The following is a 21,700-nucleotide window of genomic DNA, read 5'->3' on the forward strand; positions in this document are numbered from 1 at the left end:
GTGCTGCCCCCTTGCCCGACGCGCCTTCTACGCCCTCGACAATCCGGGCAACCGGCTCGAGTTCCTGGAGCGTGCCCCCGGCCCGGCCGGGGCCCACGTACGCGGAACAGGCCTGACCGTCACCAGCGGGTCCACACCGGAGACGGTCGGGCGCCGCCGTCAGGCCGGTACCTCCGCGGGCTGTCCCGCACGTTCCGGCGCCCAGCCGGGCGCGTCGCCGTGCAGCGCGCCGTAATACGGATCGCCGGGTCCGATCTCGCCCGCCCGTACGGTGCCCCCGGTGAAGGCAGCCTTGTAGAGCGCGGCGACCAGCTCCAGGCTCTTCCGGCCGTCCGCGCCGCTGCTGCGCGGCCTGCGCCCGGCCCGCAGGTCCTCCAGCAGCCCCTCGAGCTGTGCCTCGTGCGAGCTCGGCACATCGGGCCCGAAGTCCCGCCAGGCGTCCGCCACTTCGGAGGTGACTCCGGGAGCGGGTGTGATCCGCCAGTCCGCGTTGCGGTGTCCGTACAGATGGGTGAGTTCGACCGTCGCACGTTCGCAGTCGATCCGGATCCTGCTGACCTCGTCCGGGCTGAGCACGCTGTTCACCACGGTGGCCACCGCACCGTTCTCGAAGCGGACGAGCGCGGTGGAGACATCCTCCGTCTCCACGTCGTGCACGAGCCGCCCCGCCATCGCGCGGATCTCCGCCCACGGGCCCAGCAGATCGAGCAGCAGGTCCATCTGGTGGATGCCGTGCCCCATCGTGGGCCCGCCGCCCTCGCTGCTCCAGGTGCCCCGCCAGGGAACGGCGTAGTACGCCTCGTCCCGGTACCAGGTCGTCTGGCAGTGGGCCACCAGCGGCCGACCCATGGCTTGACCGGCGAGCAGCTCCCGGACGTGCCGGGCGCCCGAGCCGAAGCGGTGCTGGAACACGATCGCGGCGTACGGGCCGTCACCACCGGTGCCCTCCGCCGCCTCCATCGCGTCGAAGTCCTCCAGCGACGGGCACGGTGGTTTCTCGCACCACACCCACGCCCCGGCGCGCAGCGCCGCAACCGTCTGATCGCGGTGGAACCGGGGCGGGGTGGCGAGCGTGACCAGGTCCGGACGCTGCTCGGCCAGCATGCGGTCGAGGTCGGTGTACGGGTGGGCTGTCCCCGCCTCGGCACAGAACGCCTCGACCGAGGCCGGGTCGACATCGACCGCGGCGACGATCTCCAACGGCTGGCCGGCGGCGAGCGAGGTCAGCGCGGGCAGATGGCTGCCCCGCGCGATCGCGCCCGTGCCGACGATCGCGACCCGCACCGGCTTCCGGTGCGAAGGATTGCTGGTCGTGACAAACACCCCTTCAGGCGAAGAGAGGCGCCCACCCGGCAGTAAGCGCTTTCCATACGGAAACCTAGGCTCCGCGCACGGGGTGGGTCAAGAGGTGCGGGCCGCGTGCGTCCGTCAGGCCTTCAGCAGTCGTGGGAGCCGCGTGAGCTGTACGGCGTGCTGGAACGGGCCGCCGCCCTCGTGGTCGTTGAAGTCGTAGACCTCGATCTCCTTCGTGGCGTGCCCGTACGCGTTGAACGCGGCGAACACCGTGGACGGCGGGCAGGTCAGGTCCTCCATGGCCACGGAGAACAGCGCGGGTGCCCGCCCACGTGCGGCGAAGTGGACCCCGTCGAAGTAGGCGAGGGTTCTGGCGGTCTGCTCGGCCCGGCCCCGGTGCGTCTTGAGGTAGTCGCCGATCTCGCGGTAGGGCTTGCGGTCGGTCATCCGGGTCGCCCGGGGGAAGTCGCAGAGGAACGGCACGTCCGGCGCGACGGCCGCCAGGTCCGGCACCAGCCCGCCGACGGCGAGGGCCAGGCCGCCGCCCTGGCTCGCGCCGATCGCCGCGGTGCGGGACGCGTCGGCCAGCGGATGCGAGCGAGCCGCCTCCACCGCGCGTACGGCGTCCGTGATCACCCTGCGGTAGTAGTACGTGGCCGGGTCCTCGATGCCCTGGGTCATGAACCCGGGCAGGGACGGGCCGGAGCCCACCGGGTCGGCGGTGTCGCCCGGGGCCCAGCCGCTGCCCTGGCCCCGGGTGTCCATCACGAAGTGGGCCATGCCGGCCGAGGCCCACAGCAGGTGGGTGTGGGGGAGGCTGCGACCCCCGCCGTATCCGATGAACTCCACGACCACGGGCAGGGGTTCGGTGGCCCCGGCCGGTATGACGAACCATCCCTTGACGGGGTGGCCGCCGAAGCCGGCGAACGTGACGTCGTACACGTCGACCGTGACGAGGCCGAGGTCGGTCCGCAGCTCGAAGCGGGCGTCCAGATCGTGGGTCCTCGCCTCGTCGAGCGTGGCCGACCAGAACGCGTCGAAGTCCTCGGGCTCCACCGACCGGCTGCGGTAGGCGTGCAGTTCATCGAGAGGAAGATCGAACAGGGCCATGCGGGACCACCTCATGTCGTGAGGGTGAATGAATGGTCACACCGTACGACGGTCGGCCCGAACGTCAACAAGCTCTCGAGTGGTGGGAAAAGGCGTTGCCCGTCCTGAGGGCTCCTGCGAGGCTTCCGGCATGCCGGATACGGAATCACGAGGTTCGCACCAGGTGGCCGCACTCTTCTCGGGCGGGCGCCTGACGGCGCTCCCCCGAAAGCCCGCCCGCCGCGAACAGTTGCTGGTGCACCTCGCGCACACGCTCTTCGAGCGGGACCGCGTCTACACCGAACGCGAGGTCAACGAGGCGCTGCTCACGGTGCACGAGGACTGCTCGGCCCTGCGCCGCTACCTCGTGGTGGCCGGCCTGCTCGAGCGGCCCAGCGACGGCAGCAGCTACCGCCGGGGGCGGTAGACGGCGGGCCCGTCTCCGCGTATGCGGAACGCGGCCGGGCGGCGCCTGCCCGGCCGCGTTCCACGGTCCGGGCGGGCCGCCGGCGTGGGTCAGTTGAGTGTGTCGGGGTCCGGGCCCGTGCGCAGGCCACGGTCGAGGCCCGCGATCGCGTCCATGTCCGCGGCTGACAGCTCGAAGTCGAAGACGTCGATGTTCTGCTGGATGCGTGCGGGTGTGACCGACTTGGGGATCACGACGTTGCCGAGCTGGAGGTGCCAGCGCAGGACCACCTGAGCCGGCGTCTTCCCGTGGCGTTCGGCGAGGGAGACGATCGCCTCGTCCTTCAGCAGTGCGCCCTGGGCCAGCGGGCTCCAGGCCTCGGTGGCGATCCCGTACTCCGCGTGCACGGCCCGCAGCTCGCTCTGCTGGAGCCCGGGGTGCAGTTCGATCTGGTTGACCGCCGGGACCAGGGAGCTCTCCTCGCGCAGGTGGCGCAGGTGCGCGGGCTGGAAGTTGGAGACACCGGCGGCCCGGATCCGGCCGTCGGCCAGCAGCTTCTCCAGTGCGCGCCAGGTCTCGACGTAGAGGCCGCGGGCCGGGGTGGGCCAGTGGATGAGGTAGAGGTCCACATGGTCGAGGCCGAGCTTGGCCAGGCTCGTGTCGAAGGCGGCGAGCGCGGCGTCGTAGCCCTGGTCCGCGTTCCAGAGCTTCGTCGTCACGAACAGCTCCTCACGGGCGAGCCCGGACTCGGCCAGTGCGCGGCCCACGCCCGCTTCGTTGCCGTAGACGGCCGCGGTGTCGATGGAGCGGTAGCCGGCCTCCAGTGCCGCCGTGACCGCGGCGGTGGTCTCGTCGTCGGGGACCTGGAAGACGCCGAAGCCGAGCTGCGGAATCGGGACGCCGTTGTTGAGTGGGACGGTGGGCACCGTGGACATGGTGGGGCCTCTCGTGATGTCGGACCGAGCCGACCTGCGTACGATGGTTACTGGCGTAGACAATAGTTGCACGCGCGGGTTAATGGCAAACGCCGGTAAAGCTGGCGGCGGGCCTGTCCGGCGTCCGCGGCGGGATCTCAGGCATCCGCGATCGAGTCGAACCGCACCTGGTCGCGCCCCACCCCCTGCGCGTCCGCGTCCACCGACCGCCGCAGCGCCTCGTGGAGCTTCGCCGGGGTCAGGACGCCGAGGAACCTCGCTCCGTCCAGGACCGCGACCCATCCGGCGTCGTGCTGCAGCATCTCGCTGAACGCCTGCTTCAGCGGGGACCCGACAGGCACCCACGCGTTCATGCGCCGTGCCAGACCGCCCACGGTGCCGTCCTCGCCCGCGCCCCGCAGCGCGTCCGCCGCCACCCAGCCGTGCAGCTCGCCGCCGCCGTTCAGGACGACAGCCCAGCGCGCGCCCAGGGCGTCCAGGCGCTCGGCGGCCGCATCCGCGGGTTCGTCCGTGCGGGCGACCGGAGGCTCCTCCAGGTCGTCCGGCTCGATCGCGGTGACCGACAGCCGCTTCAGACCGCGGTCGGAGCCCACGAACCGCGCCACGTACGGCGTCGCGGGGGTCCCGAGCACGGCACCCGGGCTGTCGTACTGCTCGATGCGCCCTTCGCCGTACACCGCGATCCTGTCGCCCATCCGCACCGCCTCCTCGATGTCGTGCGTGACGAGCAGCACGGTCTTCCTCACCCTCGACTGGAGGTTGAGGAATTCGTTCTGGAGGTGCTCCCGCACCACCGGGTCCACGGCTCCGAACGGCTCGTCCATCAGCAGCACCGGCGGGTCCGCGGCCAGGGCCCGCGCCACCCCCACCCGCTGGCGCTGGCCGCCGGAGAGCTGGGCCGGATAGCGCGGGCCGTAGGTCTTCGGGTCGAGCCCCACAAGATCCAGCAGCTCCGCCGCACGCTCCCGAGCCCTGGCGCGCTTCCAACCGACCAGGGCCGGGACGGTCGCCGTGTTGTCCAGCACGGTCCGGTGCGGGAAGAGTCCCACTTGCTGGATCACGTAGCCGATCCGGCGGCGCAGCCGCACCGGGTCGATCGTCGAGATGTCCTCACCGCCCACCAGGATCCGGCCGGAGGTCGGCTCGATCAGCCGGTTCACCATCATCATCGTGGTCGTCTTCCCGCAGCCGGAAGGCCCGACGAGCGTGACCAGTTCCCCCTCGCCGACCTCGAAGGACAGGCCGTCCACAGCGGTCGTGCCGTCCGGGTAGACCTTGCTGACCTGCTCGAACCGGATCATGAGTGCACGTTAGGAGCCACCGGGGCGAGCCGCACACGGGCCGCGACCGACCGGGTAACGGCCGTGTGCTGAACTGTCCGGGAAACACCGGATACAGGAGTTCCCTTGAACAGCTACCGCCAGCCCGGCATCGTCCTCACCGACCGACGATTCACGGTCCCCCTCGACCACGACGATCCGGGCGGCGAGACGATCGAGATCTTCGCCCGTGAAGCCGTGGCGAGCGGGAAGGCGGCCGAGCACCTGCCGTGGCTGGTCTATCTGGAAGGCGGTCCCGGCTTCGGTGCCCGCCGCTTCGTGGGCACGGAGGCCTGGCTGGGGCGGGCGGTCCGGGAGTTCCGCGTGCTGCTCCTGGACCAGCGCGGCACAGGCCTGTCCACCCCGGCCAACCGGCAGACCCTGCCGAAGCGCGGCGGCGCCCGCGAACAGGCCGACTACCTCGCCCACTTCCGCGCCGACAGCATCGTCCGCGACTGCGAACTGATCCGCCCGAGGCTCACGGGCGGTGCGCCCTGGACCGTCCTGGGGCAGTCCTTCGGCGGCTTCTGTGCCGTCCGTTACCTGTCGGCCGCCCCGGAGGGACTCGAGGCCGTCCTCATCACCGGCGGCCTGCCCTCCCTCGACGCGCACGCCGACGACGTCTACCGGGCCGGCTATCCGCGGATCGAGCGCAAGGTGGCGGCGCACTACGCCCGCTACCCGCAGGACGTCGCCCGCGCCCGCGCGATCGCGGCGTATCTCGCCGAGCACCGCCCGGACAGCGCCGGGCACACGCTGACACCCGAGGGATTCCAGTCCCTCGGCATCATGCTGGGCGGCGGCAACGGCAGCCACCAGCTGCACTACCTCCTGGAGAACGCCTTCGTCGAAGGCCCGCACGGCACCGAGCTGTCCGACGCCTTCCAGGAGGCCATGCGCACCGCCACCTCGTTCGCCGGCCACCCGCTGTACGCCCTCATGCACGAGGCGATCTACGGCCAGGGCGCGCGGCCCACCGACTGGGCCGCCGAACGCGTCCGCGCCGAGTTCCCGCAGTTCGACGCCGCCGCAGCGCTGGCTGGCGACGGCCCCGTGCTCTTCACCGGCGAGAGCATCCACCCCTGGCACTTCGACGTCGATCCCGCGCTGCGCCCCCTGCGCGAGACCGCGGAACTGCTCGCCGCCCGCACCGACTGGCCCGTCCTGTACGACGCGGAGCGGCTCGCGGCCAACGAGGTCCCGGTGGCCGCGGCCGTCTACCACGACGACATGTACGTGGACACGGGCCACGCGCTCCGCACCGCGTCCTCGATCCGCGGCCTGCGTACGTGGGTGACCAGCGAGTACGAGCACGACGGCGTGCGCGCCGGCGGTCCCCGTGTACTGGACCGGCTGCTCGCCCTCGTCCGGGGTGAGGCCGACCGCTAGGAGGGTGTCGGGTCAGCCCTGCAGGGCGTCGAGGGTGGCGTCCAGGCCGGCCGCCGCGTGCGGCGCGCGGTTGTACGGGAGCTTCGAGAGGGCGGCGGCCATGCCGCAGGTGTTGCTCACCGCGGAGTAGACGAGTCCGGCGCCGATGCCTGCCGACAACCACCGCGCCGCCGGGAAGCGACGGCCCGCGACGAGGCCGGCCACGACCAGTGAACCTGCGGCGAGGCGCACCTGGCGCTCCATCGGCCAGGTCGCCCGGGCGCCCACCGGCCGGTCGAGCCCGCGCCCGTCGCCCTCCCAGGCGGACGTCCCGCCGGTCAGGGTGGCCGCGTCGATGTCCGCGTCGGCGAGGATCTCGCACGCCCTGGTGGACCGCACGCCCGAGGCGCACACCACCAGCAGTGAACCGCGGGCGGAGGCCGACTTCAGGGCGGGCACCGCCTCGGCGAGCCGGTCGAGCGGGACGTTCAGAGCGCCGGGCACGTGCCCGGAGGCGTACTCACCGGGGGCCCGGACGTCGATGACGGTGAACTCCTCCAGCCGGGCCGCGGCCTCGGAGGGGGAGAGGGAGACGGGGCTGATCACGAGCGGGGTTCCTTTCGGTCGCCGGAGCGGGGGTGGTGCGGGGTCCTGCTCACCCCGGCGCCCCGGACGGTGAACAATACCCCTAGGGGTATTTCTCTCCGGCTCTGCACGGCTGGTCGTACGGCGCGTCCGGCCGGAGCGGCTCCTTGCTCCCTGCCCCGAACCGCTTCCGGAATGCACGCATCCGTCACCTTCCGCTGGATAGCCTGCCGGGTATGACAGAGCAGCTGGAACCCATGCCCACGGACTGGCGCCGTGCCCTGGCCGTGGTCGCCCACCCCGACGACCTGGAGTACGGCTGCGCCGCCGCCGTGGCCGGCTGGACCGACGAGGGGCGTGAGGTCACCTATCTCCTGGCGACCCGCGGAGAGGCCGGGATCGACACGATCGCCCCTGCTGAGTGCGCCCCGCTGCGCGAGCGGGAACAGCGCGAGAGCGCCGCCGCCGTCGGTGTCGCCGCCGTGGAGTTCCTCGACCACCGTGACGGCGTCATCGAGTACGGCACGGCTCTGCGACGCGACATCGCCGCGGCCGTCCGCCGGCACCGGCCCGAGCTGGTCATCACCCTCAACCACCGGGACACCTGGGGCGGCGTCGCGTGGAACACCCCGGACCACCGCGCGGTCGGCCGCGCCGTCCTGGACGCCGCCGGCGACGCGGGGAACCGCTGGATCTTCCCCGAGCTGGGTGAGCAGGGGCTGGAGCCGTGGGACGGGGTGCGCTGGGTCGCCGTCGCGGGCACCGACCGGCCCACCCACGCGGTCGACGCGACGCCGGGGTTCGAGCGCTCCGTCCGGTCGCTGCTGGCCCACCGCACGTACATCGAGGTGCTGACGGACGAGGACCCGGAGGCCTACTGCCGTACGTTCCTCACGGGCACCACGGAAGCGGCCGCCGAGCGATTCGGCGGCCGGCCGGCCGTCACCTTCGAACTCTTCGCACGCTGACCCGTACGGCGGGCGTGGCTACGGGTGCCTGATTGACAAACGAGGTTGCTGATTCTGCAATGGGGTCATGAGCGAACAGAATCAGGGCGACCCCGAACTCGACGCCGTGCTCACCGGGGTGGGTCCACGGCTGAGGCGGTTGCGCAAGGACCGCGGTGTCACGCTGACGGGGCTCTCCGAGGTCACCGGAATCTCCGTCTCCACCCTGTCCAGGCTCGAATCCGGTGGCCGGCGCCCCAGTCTGGAACTGCTGCTCCCCATCGCCCGGGCCCACGAGGTCCCGCTCGACGATCTCGTAGGGGCACCGCCGGTCGGCGATCCGAGGGTCAGGGCGAAGCCGATCGTGCACGGCACGAAGACGTCCCTGCCGCTCACCGCCCGGCCGGGGGGCCTCCAGGCGTACAAGGTCATACAGGAGGCGCCGTGCACGGAGGCGCCCGAGCAGCGCACCCACGAGGGGTACGAGTGGCTGTACGTGCTCAACGGCCGGCTGCGCCTCAAGCTCGCCGAGCACGACCTGGTCCTGGCCCCCGGTGAGGCCGCCGAGTTCGACACCAGGCTCCCGCACTGGTTCGGCCCGGCGGGCGACGAGCCGGTCGAATTCCTCAGCCTGTTCGGGCCGCAAGGGGAGCGGATGCATGTGAGGGCCAAGCCGAAGCGGTCGTGAACGGGTCCGGGCCGGGTGGCCGCGAGGTGTTCCCAGACGGGCAAGCGACCGCTTAGTATGCGGCGGAGCAGTGGTAATGCCGACAGTGTTGTGGAGGCCCCTCATGCAGGCATGGCGAGTGCACCGGAACGGCGAGCCGAGCGAGGTGATGGAGCTCGAGGAGACGGACCGGCCGACCCCCGGGGACGGGCAGGTGCTGCTCGAAGTGCGAGCGGCGAACATCAACTTCCCCGACGCGCTGCTCTGCCGCGGCCAGTACCAGGTCAGGCCCCCGCTGCCCTTCACCCCCGGTGTGGAGATCTGCGGCGTGACGGAGGACGGACGTCGCGTGCTCGCAACCCCCGCACTCCCGGCGGGCGGTTTCGCCGAGTACGTCGTGGCGGACGAGGCGTCCCTGCTGCCGGCTCCCGACGCCCTCGATGACGCGGAGGCCGCCGCCCTGCACATCGGCTACCAGACCGGCTGGTTCGGGCTGCACCGCCGCGCACACCTGCAGGCCGGTGAGACGCTGCTGGTGCATGCGGCCGCAGGCGGGGTCGGAAGCGCGGCCGTCCAGCTCGGCAAGGCCGCCGGTGCCACCGTCATCGGGGTGGTCGGCGGGCCCGAGAAGGCCCGGATCGCCCGCGAACTGGGCTGTGACCTGGTCATCGACCGCCGGAGCGAGGACATCGTCGCGGCGGTGAAGGAGGCCACGGGCGGGCGCGGCGCGGACGTCGTCTACGACCCGGTCGGCGGAGACGCCTACGCCAAGTCCGTCAAGTGCATCGCCTTCGAGGGCCGTGTCGTCGTCGTCGGCTTCGCGAGCGGCGCCATCCCGGCACCCGGCCTCAACCACGCCCTGGTGAAGAACTACTCGATCGTCGGACTCCACTGGGGCCTCTACAACACCAAGGACCCCGCAGCCGTCCGCGCCTGCCACGACGAGCTCACCAAGCTCGCGGCGCAGGGCGTCATCAAGCCGCTGATCAGCGAGCGCGTCCCCATGGCCGACGCGGCACGGGCCGTCCAGCGGGTCGCCGACGGCACCAGCACCGGCCGCATCGTCGTCCTGCCGTCAGGAGGCGCCCGATGAGCACCGCCATCGACGCGGCACGGATCCGCCGCCTCACCGAGGAGCTGCTGGCGGCCCATCCGCCGGCCACCACCGACCGCACCGACTTCCTCAAGGCGCGCTTCGACGCCGGCCTGGCCTGGGTGCACTACCCCGCCGGGCTCGGGGGCCTCGACGCGCCGCGCTCCCTGCAGCCCGTAGTCGACGCCGAGCTCGCCGCCGCGGGCGCCCCCGACAACGATCCCCGCCGTATCGGTATCGGCCTCGGCATGGCCGCTCCGACGGTCCTCGAATACGGCACCGAGGAGCAGAAGCAGCGCTTCCTGCGCCCTCTGTGGGTCGGGGAGGAGGTGTGGTGCCAGCTCTTCAGCGAGCCGGGAGCCGGTTCCGACCTCGCGGCGCTCGGCACCCGCGCGGTCCGCGACGGCGAGGACTGGGTGGTCGACGGGCAGAAGGTCTGGACGTCGAGCGCCCATGTGGCCCGCTGGGCGATCCTCATCGCCCGCACCGATCCGGACGTGCCCAAGCACCGCGGCATCAGCTACTTCATCTGCGACATGACCGACCCGGGCGTCGAGGTTCGGCCACTGCGCCAGATCACCGGGGAGGCCGAGTTCAACGAGGTCTTCCTCACCGGCGTACGCATCCCGGACAGCAGGCGTCTCGGCCCGGTCGGTGCCGGCTGGAAGGTCGCCCAGACCACCCTGATGAACGAGCGCGTGTCCATCGGCGGAGCCCGCATCCCCCGCGAGGGCGGCATGATCGGCACCGTCGCGAAGACCTGGCGCGAGCAGCCCGGTCTGCGCACCCACGACCTCCACCAGCGGCTGCTCACCCTGTGGGTCGAGGCCGAGGTCGCCAGGCTCACCGGTGAACGGCTGCGTCAGCAGCTCGTCGCCGGACAGCCCGGGCCCGAAGGCTCGGGCATGAAGCTCGCGTTCGCCCGCCTCAACCAGGAGATCAGCGGACTCGAGGTCGAACTCCTCGGTGACGAAGGCCTGTTGTACAGCGACTGGACCATGCGCCGGCCGGATCTGGTCGACTTCACCGGACGCGACGCCGGCTATCGCTATCTGCGGTCCAAGGGTAATTCCATCGAGGGCGGTACGAGCGAGGTCCTCCTCAACATCGTCGCCGAGCGTGTCCTCGGTCTGCCCGTCGAACCGCGTAACGACAAGGACGTCGCCTGGAAGGATCTTGCCCGATGACCGCACAGACCGAACCCGCCCAGGCACCCGACCTGCTCTACTCGGAAGCCGAGGAGGACCTGCGGTCGGCCGTGCGCTCGCTGCTCGCCGATCGTGCCGACGCGCCGACCGTGATCACCGGGATCGAGTCCGACACGCCGTACGACCTGCGTCTGTGGGAGTCGCTCGCCACGGGGATCGGGGCAGCCGGGCTGCTGGTCCCGGAGAAGCTCGGCGGCCAGGGGGCCACCCATCGCGAGGCCGCCGTGGTCATGGAGGAGCTCGGCCGCAGCGCCGCCCCGGCGCCGTACCTGACGAGCGCCGTCGTCGCGACCGAGATTCTTCTCGCGCTGGGTGCCGATGACGGCCCGGCCGCCGGACTCCTCGGTGAGCTGGCGGCGGGCAGCCGGATCGCCGTGCTCGCCCTGCCGTTCGCCACGCCCCCCGCCGACGGGGCCGCCGCGATGACCGGCACCCTGGAGCGGACCGTGACCGGCGTCGCGGAGGCGGCGGCGGCCGACGTGCTGCTGGTGCCCACCGCGGAAGGGCTGTACGCGGTGGAGACCGGCGCGGACGGTGTCACCGTCCAGCCGCTCGTCCCGCTCGACCTGACCCGCCCGCTCGCCACGGTCACCCTGACCGGGGCCACCGGGACGCTGCTCGCAGAGGCGGGCCCGGCGGCCACCGCCGTGAGCAAGGGCCTGCTCGCCGGTGCGGGGCTCCTCGCGTCCGAGCAGCTCGGCATGGCCGAGTGGTGCCTGACCGAGACCGTCCGGTACACCCGCGAACGCCACCAGTTCAACAGGCCGGTGGGCTCGTTCCAGTCGCTCAAGCACCGGATGGCCCAGCTCTGGCTGGAGGTCGTCTCCGCGCGCGCAGCCGCCCGCAACGCAGCGGACGCGCTGGCGACAGGCAGCCCCGACGCGCCGCTCGCGGTGGCCGTGGCGCAGGCCTACTGCTCCAAGGTCGCGGTGCACGCCGCGGAGGAATGCGTACAGCTGCACGGCGGCATCGGGATGACCTGGGAGCACCCCGCGCACCTGTATCTGAAGAGGGCCAAGGCCGACTCGATCGCGTACGGAACCGCGGGACGCCACCGTGAGGCCGTAGCCGATCTGGTGGAGCTTCCGGCTCCGTGAGCCGGCGACGGGCGGGGGGCACGTGATCACACGTGCTCCCGCCCTGTCAGGCCCGGCGGTCGACCGGAGCGGTGAGCAGGGGAACAGCAGACGCAGCGCAACCGACGTGCGGACGAAGGGCGTTCCAACTCTTGGCAGGTACCTGCCTGTCGGTCGGTCCTCGCCTCCATAATCGTCGCGTCCCCCCGCCCGCTCTGCCCGCCCGGCCGCTTCAGGGAGATCCCATGGCATACCTGACCCGTCGCAGAGTCGTCACCACCGCCCTCGCCACCGCAGCCGCGGGCGCGTTCATCCCCGCCCAGGCAGCGGCCGCGGCACCCGTCGCGACCGAACGCCCCGGTGGGCCCCGGCCGCTGGCCCGGGCGCACGCCCACAACGACTACCTGCATGCACGCCCTCTCGACGACGCGCTCGCGCACGGCTTCACGAGCGTCGAGGCGGACATCTTCCTCGTCGACGGCGAACTGCTCGTCGCCCACGAGGCCGAGAGCCTCGACCCCGCCCGCACCCTCGTCTCGCTCTACCTCGACCCCCTGCTCGCCCGTGTCCGGGCCAACCACGGCACCGTCCACGCGGGACACCCCGCCCCACTGCAGCTGCTGATCGACATCAAGACCGACGGCGCGGCCGCCTACCTCCAGCTCGACAGGGTGCTCCGCCGCTACCGGCCGATCCTCACCCGCTCGGTCCACGGCCGGGTCCGCACCGGCGCGGTCACCCCCGTCATCTCGGGAGACCGGGCCGCCCGGGTCCCGATGGAGCAGCAGACCACCCGGTACGCCTTCTACGACGGCCGCCCGGAGGACCTCGGCACCGCCGCTCCCGCCTCCTTCGTCCCGCTCATCAGCGGCAACTGGGCCACGAGCTTCAGCTGGCAGGGCACCGGTCCCTTCCCCGCCGCCGAGCGTGACAGGCTGAACACCTTCGTCGCCTCCGCCCACGCGAACGGGCAACGGGTCCGCTTCTGGGGCACGCCCGACCTGGCGGGCCCGGCACGCGACGCCGTCTGGACCGAGCTCGTCGCGGCCGGCGTCGACCACCTCAACAGCGACGATCTGGCGGGGCTGGAGGCCTTCCTCCGCCGACACCGGGGCGGCGGCCGGCGAAACGGCTGACCGTCGCCGGCAGCCGTCTCCGGTCACCGTGCGTCAACACCCGTTCGGCGGACACGCCAGTGTGCCGAACGGCCTCTCCGCTGCGCCACACTGGCGGCCGAATGCCGCAATTCCGGCGCGGCGGAGGAGGTTGGCCATGGCCATTTCGATCTCAGTGGTGCTGCTTCTGCTGGTCCTCGCAGCGATCTTCCTGCGCAACGGCGGACTCAAGCTGTCGCACGCGATCGTCTGTGCGTTGCTCGGCTTCCTGCTGGCCAGTACGAGCATGGCCCCCACCATCCATGAAGGGATCACCGCCACCGCGAACGTGGTCAGTGGCCTGAGGCCCTGACTCCGCACGCACCGTCCGGGTGCGGGAGAATGTCTGCCCGATCGCGGCACAGTGCCGCGGGGGACCCGACCGGGGCGGTACCGTCGTCCGAGGGCCCCTGCGCGCGCTTCGTCGACATGGCTTGGACCTGACCGATCCTCGCCACGTACCTGGAGAACGCATCCATGTCATTCCCGCCCCCCGGACGGCACTCGGGCGCCGCCCACCACGAGTACTGCAACAACGCCCTGTGCTGCCGCTGCCAGCAGCGGCAGTGGACGACGAAACTCGGCGACGAGCGTCTCTGCGGCCCGTGCGCCGCCTGCTGCCGCGACTGCGGCCGCGCCCCCGCGCCGCATCTGGACGGGCTCGACGACGGACTCTGCGCAGAGTGCCGGGGCCGCTGCGGACGGTGCCAGCGGGTCCTGCCCGCCGAGGGCACCTGTACCTGCCGCAAGTGGCGCGAACGCGCGGCAGGCGATCCGGTCACCTACATCCTTCAGGCCCTCCCGCAACCGCTGGTCCAGGCGCTCGGCCACCGCCACCCGCGTACGGTGCACGATCTGATCCACCAGGAGCTCGGACGGCGCACCCCGGACCAGCTCCTGGAGCGGCTCGAACGCAGGTGGAACGTCCGCTGGTCCCACGCCCTCCACGAGAAGGACGAGGAAGGCCGCCGTCGCTGGGCACCTCAGGAGATCGCCGAGGCGCTCGTGAGCCCGGGCCGCTGCGCGGATCCGCAGTGCGAGGACGGCTACCTGATCACCACCGACACGCCGTGCGGGCAGTGCCTGCGCCCCACCCACCGCTTCGTCACATCGGTCGCCGACCGGACGGCCACCTCGGAACACGCCCGTGCGACCGCCGCGCAGATCCGGCGCGCGCTCGTGGAAGGCCGCTCCACCAAGCCGGGCAAGCGGCGGCCCGCCGGCTGACTCCGCTCAGCCCTTGTCCAGCGCGCCCCGCACCAGGGCCGCGGCGAGTACGGCCGGGTCCTCGTCCTTCGCGAGCCGGACGAGCTTGTCCGGCGTGGTGGGCAGGCCGAGCCGTTCCGCTCCCTGGAGCGCCTTCGCGTCGAGGTAGGGCGACGCCTCGGGCCACACCGTCTGGACCTCGCGCAGGAAGATGTCGGCGCCCGCCGGCCCTATGCCGGGAAAGCGGCGCAGCCCGGACCGCAGCGTGTCCATATCGCCGTCGGCCTTCCGGCGCAGGCGCCGCAGGTCACCGCCGTACTCGTCTCGCAGAAGCAGGGCACCGTCCCCCAGCTGGGTCGCCGTCCGTTCGTCGTACCGACGGTAGCCGCCCTCACCGAGCGCGTCGACACGCTCCTGCCATGTGGCGTCGGCCATACGGTGCGGAGTGCGCAGCCCGTGCGAGAAGAGCGCCTGCGCCGAGGCCACCGCCACCTGCGCGCGGATCCGCGCGCTCAGCAGATGGCTCAGGACGAGCAGCTGGTACAGGGGCTGGGGGGTGTCCCGCAGCCGGATGCCGGCCTCGGCGGCGTACGTGGTGCCGTGCCGCTCCAGCAGCGCCTCCAGAGTCCGGCGGGCGCTCACGTGAACCCGAAGATCCGCGCGATGAAGTAACCGGCCACGACGAGTGAGCCCAGCAGCACCACGGCTGCCCAGAAGACCGGGTGTTCCCAGATCCCTCCGTCGGCGCGTTCGACGTGTGCTTCGCTTATGCAGCCCTCGGCCGGAGGTGTCTCCGTGGGGGGCGTGAGTGAGATAGCCATGTATCCACCTTCTCTCCGGGCGCCCGTCCCCGCGAGGCCGGTGCCGATGGGGGCACGCGTACGTCCGTACGGAGTCCGACCGGCCCCCGAAGCGCTGCGGTGCCGTGGAACGGGGCACCGTCAAGGAATGCCTGCAGTTTCCACGCCCGAGCCCGTCGTCAAACTCGTCCAGCGCACCGCCGAACCGGCCGCGGCCCAGACACTGCGGTCGACGGCGGCGGCCGTCATCGCCTTCGCCGTGGCCCAGGCCGTACTGCCCGAGCCGCACCCCGCACCGCTCACCGCCCCTCTGACCGCCCTCCTCGTGGTGCAGGTGACGCTCTACGCCACGCTGACCACCGGGATCCGGCGTGTGAACGCCGTCGTCGTCGGAGTTCTCATCGCCAGCGGATTCAGCTCCCTGGTGGGCCTCAGCTGGTGGACCCTGGGCCTGACCATCTTCACCTCCTTGCTGATCGGGCGGCTCGTACGGGTCAACGAGTTCGTACCCGAGGTGGCCATCAGCGCGATGCTCGTCCTCGGCGTCGCGCAGGTCGCGGACACAGCGTGGGAGCGCGTGCTGGAGACGCTGATCGGCGCGGGCGTCGGCCTGCTCTTCAACCTCCTGCTGGCACCGCCCGTCTGGGTCGAGTCGGCGGGTGCCTCCATCGGCGGCCTGGGAGAGCGGATGGGCAAGATGTTCCGGGCCCTCGGCGATGAGATCGGCGGTAATCATCCCGTACGTGAGGCCGCCGCCCGGCTGCACGAAGCGCGCCGTCTGGACCACGACATCGTCGAGGTCGACGCGTCCCTGAGGCAGGCCGAGGAGAGCCTGATGCTCAACCCGCGCGTCAAGCAGGGGCTGCTCTACCGCGTCGTCCTGCGGACCGGGCTCGACACGCTGGAGATCTGCGCCGTGGTGCTGCGCGTCCTGACCCGCACGCTGACCGACCTCGCCAAGGCGCGCACCGACGAGGCGCTCTTCCCCCAGGACGTGGCCACGGACCTCAGGGAGCTCTTCGGGCACATGTCCGACGCCATCGAGGGGTTCGCAGTCATGATCACCACGCCGATGGCCGAGAGCGGCGAGGAGGCCGAGGACCGACTGGCCGACGCCCTCGCACGCAGTCGCGCGACACGCGACCGCGTGGCGGATCTGCTGCTCGAAGACGTCCAGGAGCACCCGAGGCAGTGGCAACTGCACGGCGCACTGCTCGCGGAGGTCGACCGCATCCTCGACGAACTCGACATCGACAAGCGCACGGAGCGCCTGGCCGAGGAGCTGGACCGCCGTTCCGCCGAGGCCCACGAGCGCCACCCACGGCTGCGGGAGGTGTCCCGCCGACTGCGCGGTGCGACACAGTTCCGGCTGCGGGCCGGCGAGTGAGGGATGTCAGTCCGCCGGCCGGCGGGTCTCCTCGCCGGGCCGCGTCCGGCGCCGGTGGCTGGTGTCGCACCACGGATACATCCGGCTGCGTCGGCACATGCAGACGGCCACGACGAACCGGTCGGAGACGGCCACACTGCCGTCCGCGCACGTGACTTCCACCGGCCCCTCGACCAGAAGAGGGCCCTCGTCGCCGAGGGTGATGCGGCACGGGCGTTCAGGATCGTTCGGCACGGATGACCACCAGTTCCTCCGCCGTTTCTTCCTCGTCCATCAGCCCCGTCGCCCGGAGCCACCGCAGTCTGGAGCGCAGCACGGGCCCGAGGGGCACCAGGGCGCGGGAGCTGACATGAGCCCGCATCCCGGCATCCGAGAGGCGCCGGAGGGTCACTTCGCTGTCGCACATGCCGGAGTGCACGAGGAGGAGGCGCCCTCCGGGGCGCAGCGCCGCCGGGGCGGTCTCGCAGACCCTGTCCAGGACGGCCCGGCCGTCGCGCCCGGCCTCCCAGGCCCGCGCCGCACCGCGCCCGGGGAGCCGGCCCAGGGGGGACGGCACATAGGGCGGGTTGCAGATCACCAGGTCGTAGGACCGGCCGGGCAGGGCCGAGAGGAGGTCGCTGCGCCGCACGGTGATGCGCCGACGGTGCATCAGCGCGTTCAGCCGGGCCGTCGCCACGGCCCGCCACGCGACGTCCACGGCCGTGACCCGCGCTCCCCGCCGCGCGGCGTGCAGGGCGAGGGCGCCACTGCCCGTGCCGACGTCCAGGACCTCGGTGCCCGGGCCGATGTCCTCCCGGTTCAGTGCCGCCATGAGCAGGAGGGTGTCGTGCTGGGGTGCGTACACCCCGGGGAGGGTCATCAAGCGGGCTCTACGGGTGTCCTCGGCCATGTCTGCTGACATCTGTGACTCCATTCGATGCTTCCCCGGCGGTGCGGACCAGGGCTGTGGTTCAGGCCTGCCAGTCCGCGAGCAGCCGGTCGCCGAGCCGGTCCTCGAGACACGAGGTGGCGGTGATGCCGAACGCGATGTCGGCCGCCAGTTCGGGTTCGTCCTCGAGCAGACCGCCGATCACCTCGCGGCGTACCACCTGCTCGTGCACCGCGTCCGCTTCGACGTGCTCGGTGTAGAAGAACTCCGCCGCGGGACCCGCGCCCGTGCGCTTCATGGCGTCCGCCAGGCGCCGGGACGCGGGGGAGGAGGTGATCTCGACAGCGGCGAAGTGACCCACCAGCGCTCCGCGCAGCCGGCGGTGCAGACCGAAGAGCGACATGAGGTTCACCAGGGCCAGCATGGGCGCGCAGCCCTCGTCCAGATAGCGGCCGTACGTCGTGTCCAGGCCCAGATCCGTCATGAGGTCGGCGAACAGCTGAGCGTGGACGCGGTCCGCGCGCCCGGCGCCGAACTCGTCGTACTCGATCGCCGCCATGCCCGCCTTGGCCCGTCCACTGAGCCGGGGCAGCACCCAGGCGTGCGGATCGGCCTCCTTGAGGTGGTACAGCGAACGCTGCGCCGCGTATTCGCGCAGATGGCGCAACTCGCCCCGGTCCTGGAGGAACCACGAGACGCCGGATCCGCGGACCGGCTCCACGAGGAGGCCGTCCAGGACCTCGTCCAGGCTCGCGTGCACCGGGGCGTCGCTGCGGAGAGCCGTCAGGAAACGGTCTTCCAACGCTGCGCGTACGGCGAGCAGGGGCGGGTCCCACTCCAATTCGGGCCGTACGCCGCTGAACCCGCGATAGTGCAGCTCGTAACAGGTGTACAGGGCGAGCTGCAGGTCGCCGCCGTACGGCTCGGCGGCCCCGGCGGCATCCGGGTCCGGCAGAACGCCGTCGTCCCGCAGGTAGTCGATGACCCCCGTGGACAGTGGGCCGCGTCCTCGCGGAAGTGAAGGTTCTGTGCGTTGACGTGACATGGTTTTCCTCCTGCCCCGGCATGCCCCGGAGTCACATGGACAACCGTGATCGACTGTACGCCGAACGCCCGCGACCAGCCTGTCCACAGGGACGCACCCCTGCGCGGGGCCCTACGGGCGGGGTTTCCGCGTCGTCCAGTCCAGGAGCCGTTCCACCGGCCAGGTGGTGACCACACGCTCCACGGGCACTCCGCACTCCTCCGCCCGCGCGCACCCGTAGATCTGCCAGTCCAGCTGTCCCGGGGCGTGCGCGTCGGTGTCGATCGAGAGGAGGGCACCCGACGCGACGGCCTGCCGCAGCAGGTCGCGTGGGGGATCGAGCCGCTCCGGGCGGCAGTTGATCTCCACCGCCGTCCCGGCCTCGGCACACGCCGCGAAGACCCGCTCCGCGTCGAACTCCGATTGCGGACGCTTCTTCCCGCCGAGGAGCCGGCCCGTACAGTGCCCCAGGATGTCCGCGTGCGGGTCGCGTACCGCGGCGAGCATCCGCTCCGTCATCGCCCGCGCGTCCATGCGCAGCTTCGAATGGACCGAGACGACCACCACGTCGAGCTGCTCCAGCACGTCGGGGTCCTGGTCCAGCGAGCCGTCGTCGAGGATGTCGCACTCGATTCCGGTGAGCAGACGAAACGGCGCCCACCGCTCGTTGAGCTCCGCCACGACGGACAGCTGATCGAGCAGGCGTTCGGTGGAGAGCCCGTTGGCCACGGTCAGCCTGGGGGAGTGGTCCGTGAGCACCGCCCACTCGTGGCCCAGCTCGGCCGCCGTCCGGCCCATCTCCGCGATCGGGCTGCCCCCGTCGGACCAGTCCGAATGCAGATGGCAGTCCCCGCGCAGGGCCGAGAGGAGCGCCTCACCGCCGGAGGCCAACGGTGCGGACGCCTCTTCCTCCAGCACCTCGAGGTATTCGGGCGTCGTGCCCTCCACCGCCTCACGGATCACCTTGGCCGTCTTCGGCCCGATGCCGCGCACCGTCTCCAGCGAACCGTGCGCCACCCGCTGGGCGACCTCCTCGCCGTCCATCGAGCTGATCGCCTCCGCCGCCGTGCGGAAGGCCTTCACCCGGTACGTGGCCGCCTGGGACCGCTCCAGGAGGAACGCGATCCGCCGCAGTGCGTCTGCCGGATCCATCGTCAGGGCCGCTCGGTGTGATGAGGGTGCCCGTGCGTCCGGCGGGCTTCCTTCATCTCCGCCTCGTAGAGATGGCGCCGCCCACCCACGAGCTCCCGGCGCACGCGCTCCTCGACCGCGACGAACGGCCGGTAGTACGTATCGTCGTACGCCTCGACGATCTGGAAGGTCCAGCAGCCGGGGATGACGTTGCGGCCCAGGATCTCCCGCTCCACCAGCTCGGCCTGGGCCGCGTGACCACCCATCCGGAGCAGCTCGACCGCCCGGTCCAGCGTCAGATCCGCACCGCCCGTGAGCTGGTGGAACCCGTAGAGCTGCCCCCGCGCACGCTCGACCCGTTCCAACGCCTCCGTCAGCGCTCCGAGCGCCTCAACGGTCGTGTCGTCAGCCCCGGACGGCCGAATGTGCTCTTCCTCGGGCCCGTCGGGGCCACGGCTCTCACTCATGCATACGACTGTGCACGCGTCCCGGGCGATGCGTCCCGCCGGAACGGCGAAAGGGTGAGAGCGCCTCCGGCCGCCCCCGTCCGCCGAGGTGCGGCGGAACCGATTCTGATCAGACTGGATCTCATGGCAGAGAACAGTCGCGCCCGGTCCGGGCACACAACGAAAACGGCAGCCCCACGCTCCTCGTCCCGACGCGGCCCCGAGCACGCTGCCCGTGCTGCCTGCGAGAGCCTGGAAAGACTGATCTGCCACGCCGCGGAGGGGGTGTCGGCGGTGCGGCGGAACGACGACGGATGGTGTGTCGTCGTCGACGTGCTCGAAGTGCCCCGCATCCCGGACACCACGAGCCTTCTGGCCTCCTACGAGGTGCAGATCGACGAGCGGGGCGAACTCATGGAGTACAGCAGAGTCCGCCGCTACCGGCGTGGCTCCGCCGACGAATGACCCGTTTCGCCTCTCACCCGGAAGGACGCTCCATGACCACAACCATGTACGCCGACGAAGTCGCCCCGTGCCCGCCCAGGGCCGGAACGCTCTACGACGTTCTGGAACTCATCCTCGACCGCGGCATGGTCATCGACGTGTTCATCCGGGTGTCGCTGGTCGGCATCGAGATCCTCAAGATAGACGCGCGCATCGTCATCGCGAGTGTGGACACCTACCTGCGCTTCGCCGAGGCGTGCAACCGGCTCGACCTGGAGCGCGACTCCGGCAGCACCACCATCCCCGAACTGCTCGGCGGCCGTGCCGCCAAGTCCATGGGCAAGCGCAAGGTGCGCAAGGCGGCGGAGTCCGTCGGCGACTCCGTCCGCAAGGCCGTGGGGAGCGGTGACGATGACGACGACGAGAAGGAAGAGCGGCCGAAGAAGCGCCGGGCGCCCGCCCGCGACGGGGCGAGCCGCCGCCAACGCGCGGAGGCATGAGCCGTGACCGATAGCCGCGTGTACGTGTACGCGATCACCCCGGCGGGAGCGAGGCTTCCGGCCGACGCCGTCGGCGTGGGCAGCCCTCCCGCCGGGCTGCGGCTGGTCGGTGACGGGGACGTCACCGCAGTCGTGAGCGACGCGCCGGAGCAACTGCGGGCGCGCCGACGGGATCTGATGGCACACCAGGACCTGCTGCTGCGCCTCTCGGACAGCGGCCCTGTGCTGCCCATGCGGTTCGGCGTGATCGCACCGGACGAGACGTCGGTCCGTGCCCAGCTGGCCGGATCGCAGCGCGAGCACCTGGCGACCCTCCACCACCTCGACCGGCGCGTGGAGATCAACGTGAAGGCGCTCCCCGCCCAGGACGCGCTCGCGGCTCTCGTCGCCGAGGAGAAGCACGTACGGCGGCTGCGCGAAGAGGTCCGCCGCCGCCCCGGTTACGAGGCAAACGTCCGACTGGGTGAGGCCGTGGCGACCGCGCTGTCGCGCCGGGCGGCGGAGGCCGGGAAGAAGCTGCTTCACCAGCTCACGCCCATGGCTCGCGAGGTGGCTGCAGGGCCCGAGGTTCACGGGTGCGCGCTGAACGTGTCGTTTCTCGTCGAGCGGAAGGACGGCGACGCCTTCCGGTCGACGGCGCAGCGGTTCGCCGACGCGCACAGGGAGCGCGTCGAGATCCGCGTCGCGGGCCCGCTGCCCTGCTACAGCTTCGTCCCTTCCCGTGCTCCACGGCCGACGGTCTCGAGGATCTGAC

26 protein-coding genes are annotated in these 21,700 nt (G+C 71.7%); 14 read left to right on the top strand and 12 right to left on the bottom strand.

Going from position 1 to position 21,700, the window contains the following annotated elements:
• Positions 1–159: 159 nt before the first annotated feature.
• Both OG379_RS36880 and OG379_RS36885 read right to left on the bottom strand, forming a co-directional pair.
• Complete coding sequence (locus OG379_RS36880) at positions 160–1,323, bottom strand: Gfo/Idh/MocA family protein (protein ID WP_405667601.1); 1,164 nt, start codon at positions 1,321–1,323, stop codon at positions 160–162.
• A gap of 105 nt (positions 1,324–1,428) precedes the next feature.
• Complete coding sequence (locus OG379_RS36885) at positions 1,429–2,403, bottom strand: acetylxylan esterase (RefSeq protein ID WP_405668789.1); 975 nt, start codon at positions 2,401–2,403, stop codon at positions 1,429–1,431.
• Between the two features lie 130 nt (positions 2,404–2,533).
• On the opposite strand from OG379_RS36885, the gene OG379_RS36890 reads away from it, so the two are divergent.
• On the top strand, positions 2,534–2,809 hold the full coding sequence (locus OG379_RS36890) for a DUF2087 domain-containing protein (protein WP_405667603.1): 276 nt from the start codon (positions 2,534–2,536) through the stop codon (positions 2,807–2,809).
• An 89-nt stretch (positions 2,810–2,898) separates the two neighbouring features.
• Here the strand turns inward: OG379_RS36890 and OG379_RS36895 are convergent, their stop codons facing one another.
• Entirely contained in the window at positions 2,899–3,723 is an 825-nt protein-coding gene (locus OG379_RS36895) for an aldo/keto reductase (RefSeq protein ID WP_405667604.1), read from the bottom strand.
• A 137-nt stretch (positions 3,724–3,860) separates the two neighbouring features.
• On the bottom strand, positions 3,861–5,024 hold the full coding sequence (locus tag OG379_RS36900; protein ID WP_405667605.1) for an ATP-binding cassette domain-containing protein: 1,164 nt from the start codon (positions 5,022–5,024) through the stop codon (positions 3,861–3,863).
• Positions 5,025–5,129: 105 nt separating this feature from the next.
• Here OG379_RS36900 and OG379_RS36905 point away from each other — a divergent pair, with 105 nt between their 5' ends.
• Entirely contained in the window at positions 5,130–6,431 is a 1,302-nt protein-coding gene (locus tag OG379_RS36905) for an alpha/beta fold hydrolase (protein ID WP_405667606.1), read from the top strand.
• A 12-nt stretch (positions 6,432–6,443) separates the two neighbouring features.
• On the opposite strand, the gene OG379_RS36910 is transcribed toward OG379_RS36905, so the two are convergent.
• Positions 6,444–7,016: a rhodanese-like domain-containing protein gene (locus OG379_RS36910; RefSeq protein WP_405667608.1), complete on the bottom strand. Its 573-nt coding sequence runs from the start codon at positions 7,014–7,016 to the stop codon at positions 6,444–6,446.
• A gap of 215 nt (positions 7,017–7,231) precedes the next feature.
• Between OG379_RS36910 and OG379_RS36915 the strand changes: the two genes are divergently transcribed.
• From OG379_RS36915 to OG379_RS36950, 8 genes are all read left to right on the top strand, one after another.
• Positions 7,232–7,963 (top strand): PIG-L deacetylase family protein, encoded by a 732-nt coding sequence (locus OG379_RS36915; protein WP_405667609.1) that lies wholly within the window; start codon positions 7,232–7,234, stop codon positions 7,961–7,963.
• 67 nt (positions 7,964–8,030) lie between these two features.
• A complete protein-coding gene (locus tag OG379_RS36920; protein WP_393760329.1) occupies positions 8,031–8,630 on the top strand; it encodes a helix-turn-helix domain-containing protein in 600 nt (199 codons plus the stop codon).
• A 103-nt stretch (positions 8,631–8,733) separates the two neighbouring features.
• Positions 8,734–9,702: an NADPH:quinone oxidoreductase family protein gene (locus tag OG379_RS36925; protein ID WP_405667610.1), complete on the top strand. Its 969-nt coding sequence runs from the start codon at positions 8,734–8,736 to the stop codon at positions 9,700–9,702.
• Entirely contained in the window at positions 9,699–10,889 is a 1,191-nt protein-coding gene (locus OG379_RS36930; protein WP_405667611.1) for an acyl-CoA dehydrogenase family protein, read from the top strand. The genes OG379_RS36925 and OG379_RS36930 overlap by 4 nt, the downstream gene beginning before the upstream one ends.
• Positions 10,886–12,007 (top strand): acyl-CoA dehydrogenase family protein, encoded by a 1,122-nt coding sequence (locus OG379_RS36935; protein WP_405667612.1) that lies wholly within the window; start codon positions 10,886–10,888, stop codon positions 12,005–12,007. The genes OG379_RS36930 and OG379_RS36935 overlap by 4 nt, the downstream gene beginning before the upstream one ends.
• 224 nt (positions 12,008–12,231) lie before the next feature.
• Positions 12,232–13,122 (top strand): phosphatidylinositol-specific phospholipase C/glycerophosphodiester phosphodiesterase family protein, encoded by an 891-nt coding sequence (locus tag OG379_RS36940; protein WP_405667614.1) that lies wholly within the window; start codon positions 12,232–12,234, stop codon positions 13,120–13,122.
• A 136-nt stretch (positions 13,123–13,258) separates the two neighbouring features.
• Entirely contained in the window at positions 13,259–13,453 is a 195-nt protein-coding gene (locus OG379_RS36945; RefSeq protein WP_104782659.1) for a hypothetical protein, read from the top strand.
• A gap of 164 nt (positions 13,454–13,617) precedes the next feature.
• On the top strand, positions 13,618–14,367 hold the full coding sequence (locus tag OG379_RS36950) for a hypothetical protein (protein ID WP_405667616.1): 750 nt from the start codon (positions 13,618–13,620) through the stop codon (positions 14,365–14,367).
• 6 nt (positions 14,368–14,373) lie between these two features.
• Here OG379_RS36950 and OG379_RS36955 read toward each other — a convergent pair whose 3' ends face one another.
• Together OG379_RS36955 and OG379_RS36960 are read right to left on the bottom strand one after the other, a co-directional pair.
• Positions 14,374–14,988 (bottom strand): endonuclease, encoded by a 615-nt coding sequence (locus OG379_RS36955; protein WP_405667617.1) that lies wholly within the window; start codon positions 14,986–14,988, stop codon positions 14,374–14,376.
• Entirely contained in the window at positions 14,985–15,167 is a 183-nt protein-coding gene (locus OG379_RS36960; RefSeq protein WP_104782654.1) for a hypothetical protein, read from the bottom strand. Before OG379_RS36960 ends, OG379_RS36955 begins: the two co-directional genes overlap by 4 nt.
• A gap of 127 nt (positions 15,168–15,294) precedes the next feature.
• Between OG379_RS36960 and OG379_RS36965 the strand changes: the two genes are divergently transcribed.
• Positions 15,295–16,533: an FUSC family protein gene (locus tag OG379_RS36965; protein WP_405667618.1), complete on the top strand. Its 1,239-nt coding sequence runs from the start codon at positions 15,295–15,297 to the stop codon at positions 16,531–16,533.
• A 6-nt stretch (positions 16,534–16,539) separates the two neighbouring features.
• Here the strand turns inward: OG379_RS36965 and OG379_RS36970 are convergent, their stop codons facing one another.
• From OG379_RS36970 to OG379_RS36990, 5 genes are all read right to left on the bottom strand, one after another.
• Positions 16,540–16,767, bottom strand: a complete 228-nt coding sequence (locus OG379_RS36970) for a CDGSH iron-sulfur domain-containing protein (protein ID WP_405667619.1) — start codon at positions 16,765–16,767, stop codon at positions 16,540–16,542.
• Positions 16,751–17,434 (bottom strand): HemK2/MTQ2 family protein methyltransferase, encoded by a 684-nt coding sequence (locus OG379_RS36975; protein WP_405667620.1) that lies wholly within the window; start codon positions 17,432–17,434, stop codon positions 16,751–16,753. The genes OG379_RS36970 and OG379_RS36975 overlap by 17 nt, the downstream gene beginning before the upstream one ends.
• Before the next feature lie 49 nt (positions 17,435–17,483).
• A complete protein-coding gene (locus tag OG379_RS36980; RefSeq protein WP_405667621.1) occupies positions 17,484–18,446 on the bottom strand; it encodes an iron-containing redox enzyme family protein in 963 nt (320 codons plus the stop codon).
• 111 nt (positions 18,447–18,557) lie between these two features.
• Positions 18,558–19,577: a PHP domain-containing protein gene (locus OG379_RS36985; protein ID WP_405667622.1), complete on the bottom strand. Its 1,020-nt coding sequence runs from the start codon at positions 19,575–19,577 to the stop codon at positions 18,558–18,560.
• A 2-nt stretch (positions 19,578–19,579) separates the two neighbouring features.
• Positions 19,580–20,023 (bottom strand): hypothetical protein, encoded by a 444-nt coding sequence (locus OG379_RS36990; RefSeq protein WP_405667623.1) that lies wholly within the window; start codon positions 20,021–20,023, stop codon positions 19,580–19,582.
• Between the two features lie 123 nt (positions 20,024–20,146).
• On the opposite strand from OG379_RS36990, the gene OG379_RS36995 reads away from it, so the two are divergent.
• Genes OG379_RS36995 through OG379_RS37005 form a run of 3 tightly spaced genes read left to right on the top strand, consistent with a single transcriptional unit; the run spans position 20,147 to position 21,699 of the window.
• Positions 20,147–20,467, top strand: coding sequence for a gas vesicle protein (locus OG379_RS36995; RefSeq protein ID WP_405667625.1), 321 nt, complete (start codon positions 20,147–20,149; stop codon positions 20,465–20,467).
• Positions 20,468–20,499: 32 nt separating this feature from the next.
• A complete protein-coding gene (locus OG379_RS37000) occupies positions 20,500–20,946 on the top strand; it encodes a gas vesicle structural protein GvpA (protein ID WP_405667626.1) in 447 nt (148 codons plus the stop codon).
• A gap of 3 nt (positions 20,947–20,949) precedes the next feature.
• Positions 20,950–21,699 carry a GvpL/GvpF family gas vesicle protein gene (locus tag OG379_RS37005; protein ID WP_405667627.1) on the top strand — a complete coding sequence of 250 codons (750 nt, stop codon included), beginning with the start codon at positions 20,950–20,952 and terminating at the stop codon, positions 21,697–21,699.
• Position 21,700 lies beyond the last annotated feature (1 nt).

Source organism: Streptomyces sp. NBC_01166 (genome assembly GCF_045039765.1).
Taxonomy (GTDB): domain Bacteria; phylum Actinomycetota; class Actinomycetes; order Streptomycetales; family Streptomycetaceae; genus Streptomyces.

Coding starts and splice junctions, on each gene's coding strand:
- OG379_RS36885 (WP_405668789.1), bottom strand. CDS start 2,403: ATGGCCCTGTTCGATCTTCCTCTCGATGAACTGCACGCCTACCGCAGC.
- OG379_RS36890 (WP_405667603.1), top strand. CDS start 2,534: ATGCCGGATACGGAATCACGAGGTTCGCACCAGGTGGCCGCACTCTTC.
- OG379_RS36895 (WP_405667604.1), bottom strand. CDS start 3,723: ATGTCCACGGTGCCCACCGTCCCACTCAACAACGGCGTCCCGATTCCG.
- OG379_RS36900 (WP_405667605.1), bottom strand. CDS start 5,024: ATGATCCGGTTCGAGCAGGTCAGCAAGGTCTACCCGGACGGCACGACC.
- OG379_RS36915 (WP_405667609.1), top strand. CDS start 7,232: ATGACAGAGCAGCTGGAACCCATGCCCACGGACTGGCGCCGTGCCCTG.
- OG379_RS36920 (WP_393760329.1), top strand. CDS start 8,031: ATGAGCGAACAGAATCAGGGCGACCCCGAACTCGACGCCGTGCTCACC.
- OG379_RS36925 (WP_405667610.1), top strand. CDS start 8,734: ATGCAGGCATGGCGAGTGCACCGGAACGGCGAGCCGAGCGAGGTGATG.
- OG379_RS36930 (WP_405667611.1), top strand. CDS start 9,699: ATGAGCACCGCCATCGACGCGGCACGGATCCGCCGCCTCACCGAGGAG.
- OG379_RS36935 (WP_405667612.1), top strand. CDS start 10,886: ATGACCGCACAGACCGAACCCGCCCAGGCACCCGACCTGCTCTACTCG.
- OG379_RS36940 (WP_405667614.1), top strand. CDS start 12,232: ATGGCATACCTGACCCGTCGCAGAGTCGTCACCACCGCCCTCGCCACC.
- OG379_RS36945 (WP_104782659.1), top strand. CDS start 13,259: ATGGCCATTTCGATCTCAGTGGTGCTGCTTCTGCTGGTCCTCGCAGCG.
- OG379_RS36950 (WP_405667616.1), top strand. CDS start 13,618: ATGTCATTCCCGCCCCCCGGACGGCACTCGGGCGCCGCCCACCACGAG.
- OG379_RS36960 (WP_104782654.1), bottom strand. CDS start 15,167: ATGGCTATCTCACTCACGCCCCCCACGGAGACACCTCCGGCCGAGGGC.
- OG379_RS36965 (WP_405667618.1), top strand. CDS start 15,295: ATGCCTGCAGTTTCCACGCCCGAGCCCGTCGTCAAACTCGTCCAGCGC.
- OG379_RS36975 (WP_405667620.1), bottom strand. CDS start 17,434: ATGTCAGCAGACATGGCCGAGGACACCCGTAGAGCCCGCTTGATGACC.
- OG379_RS36980 (WP_405667621.1), bottom strand. CDS start 18,446: ATGTCACGTCAACGCACAGAACCTTCACTTCCGCGAGGACGCGGCCCA.
- OG379_RS36985 (WP_405667622.1), bottom strand. CDS start 19,577: ATGGATCCGGCAGACGCACTGCGGCGGATCGCGTTCCTCCTGGAGCGG.
- OG379_RS36990 (WP_405667623.1), bottom strand. CDS start 20,023: ATGAGTGAGAGCCGTGGCCCCGACGGGCCCGAGGAAGAGCACATTCGG.
- OG379_RS36995 (WP_405667625.1), top strand. CDS start 20,147: ATGGCAGAGAACAGTCGCGCCCGGTCCGGGCACACAACGAAAACGGCA.
- OG379_RS37000 (WP_405667626.1), top strand. CDS start 20,500: ATGACCACAACCATGTACGCCGACGAAGTCGCCCCGTGCCCGCCCAGG.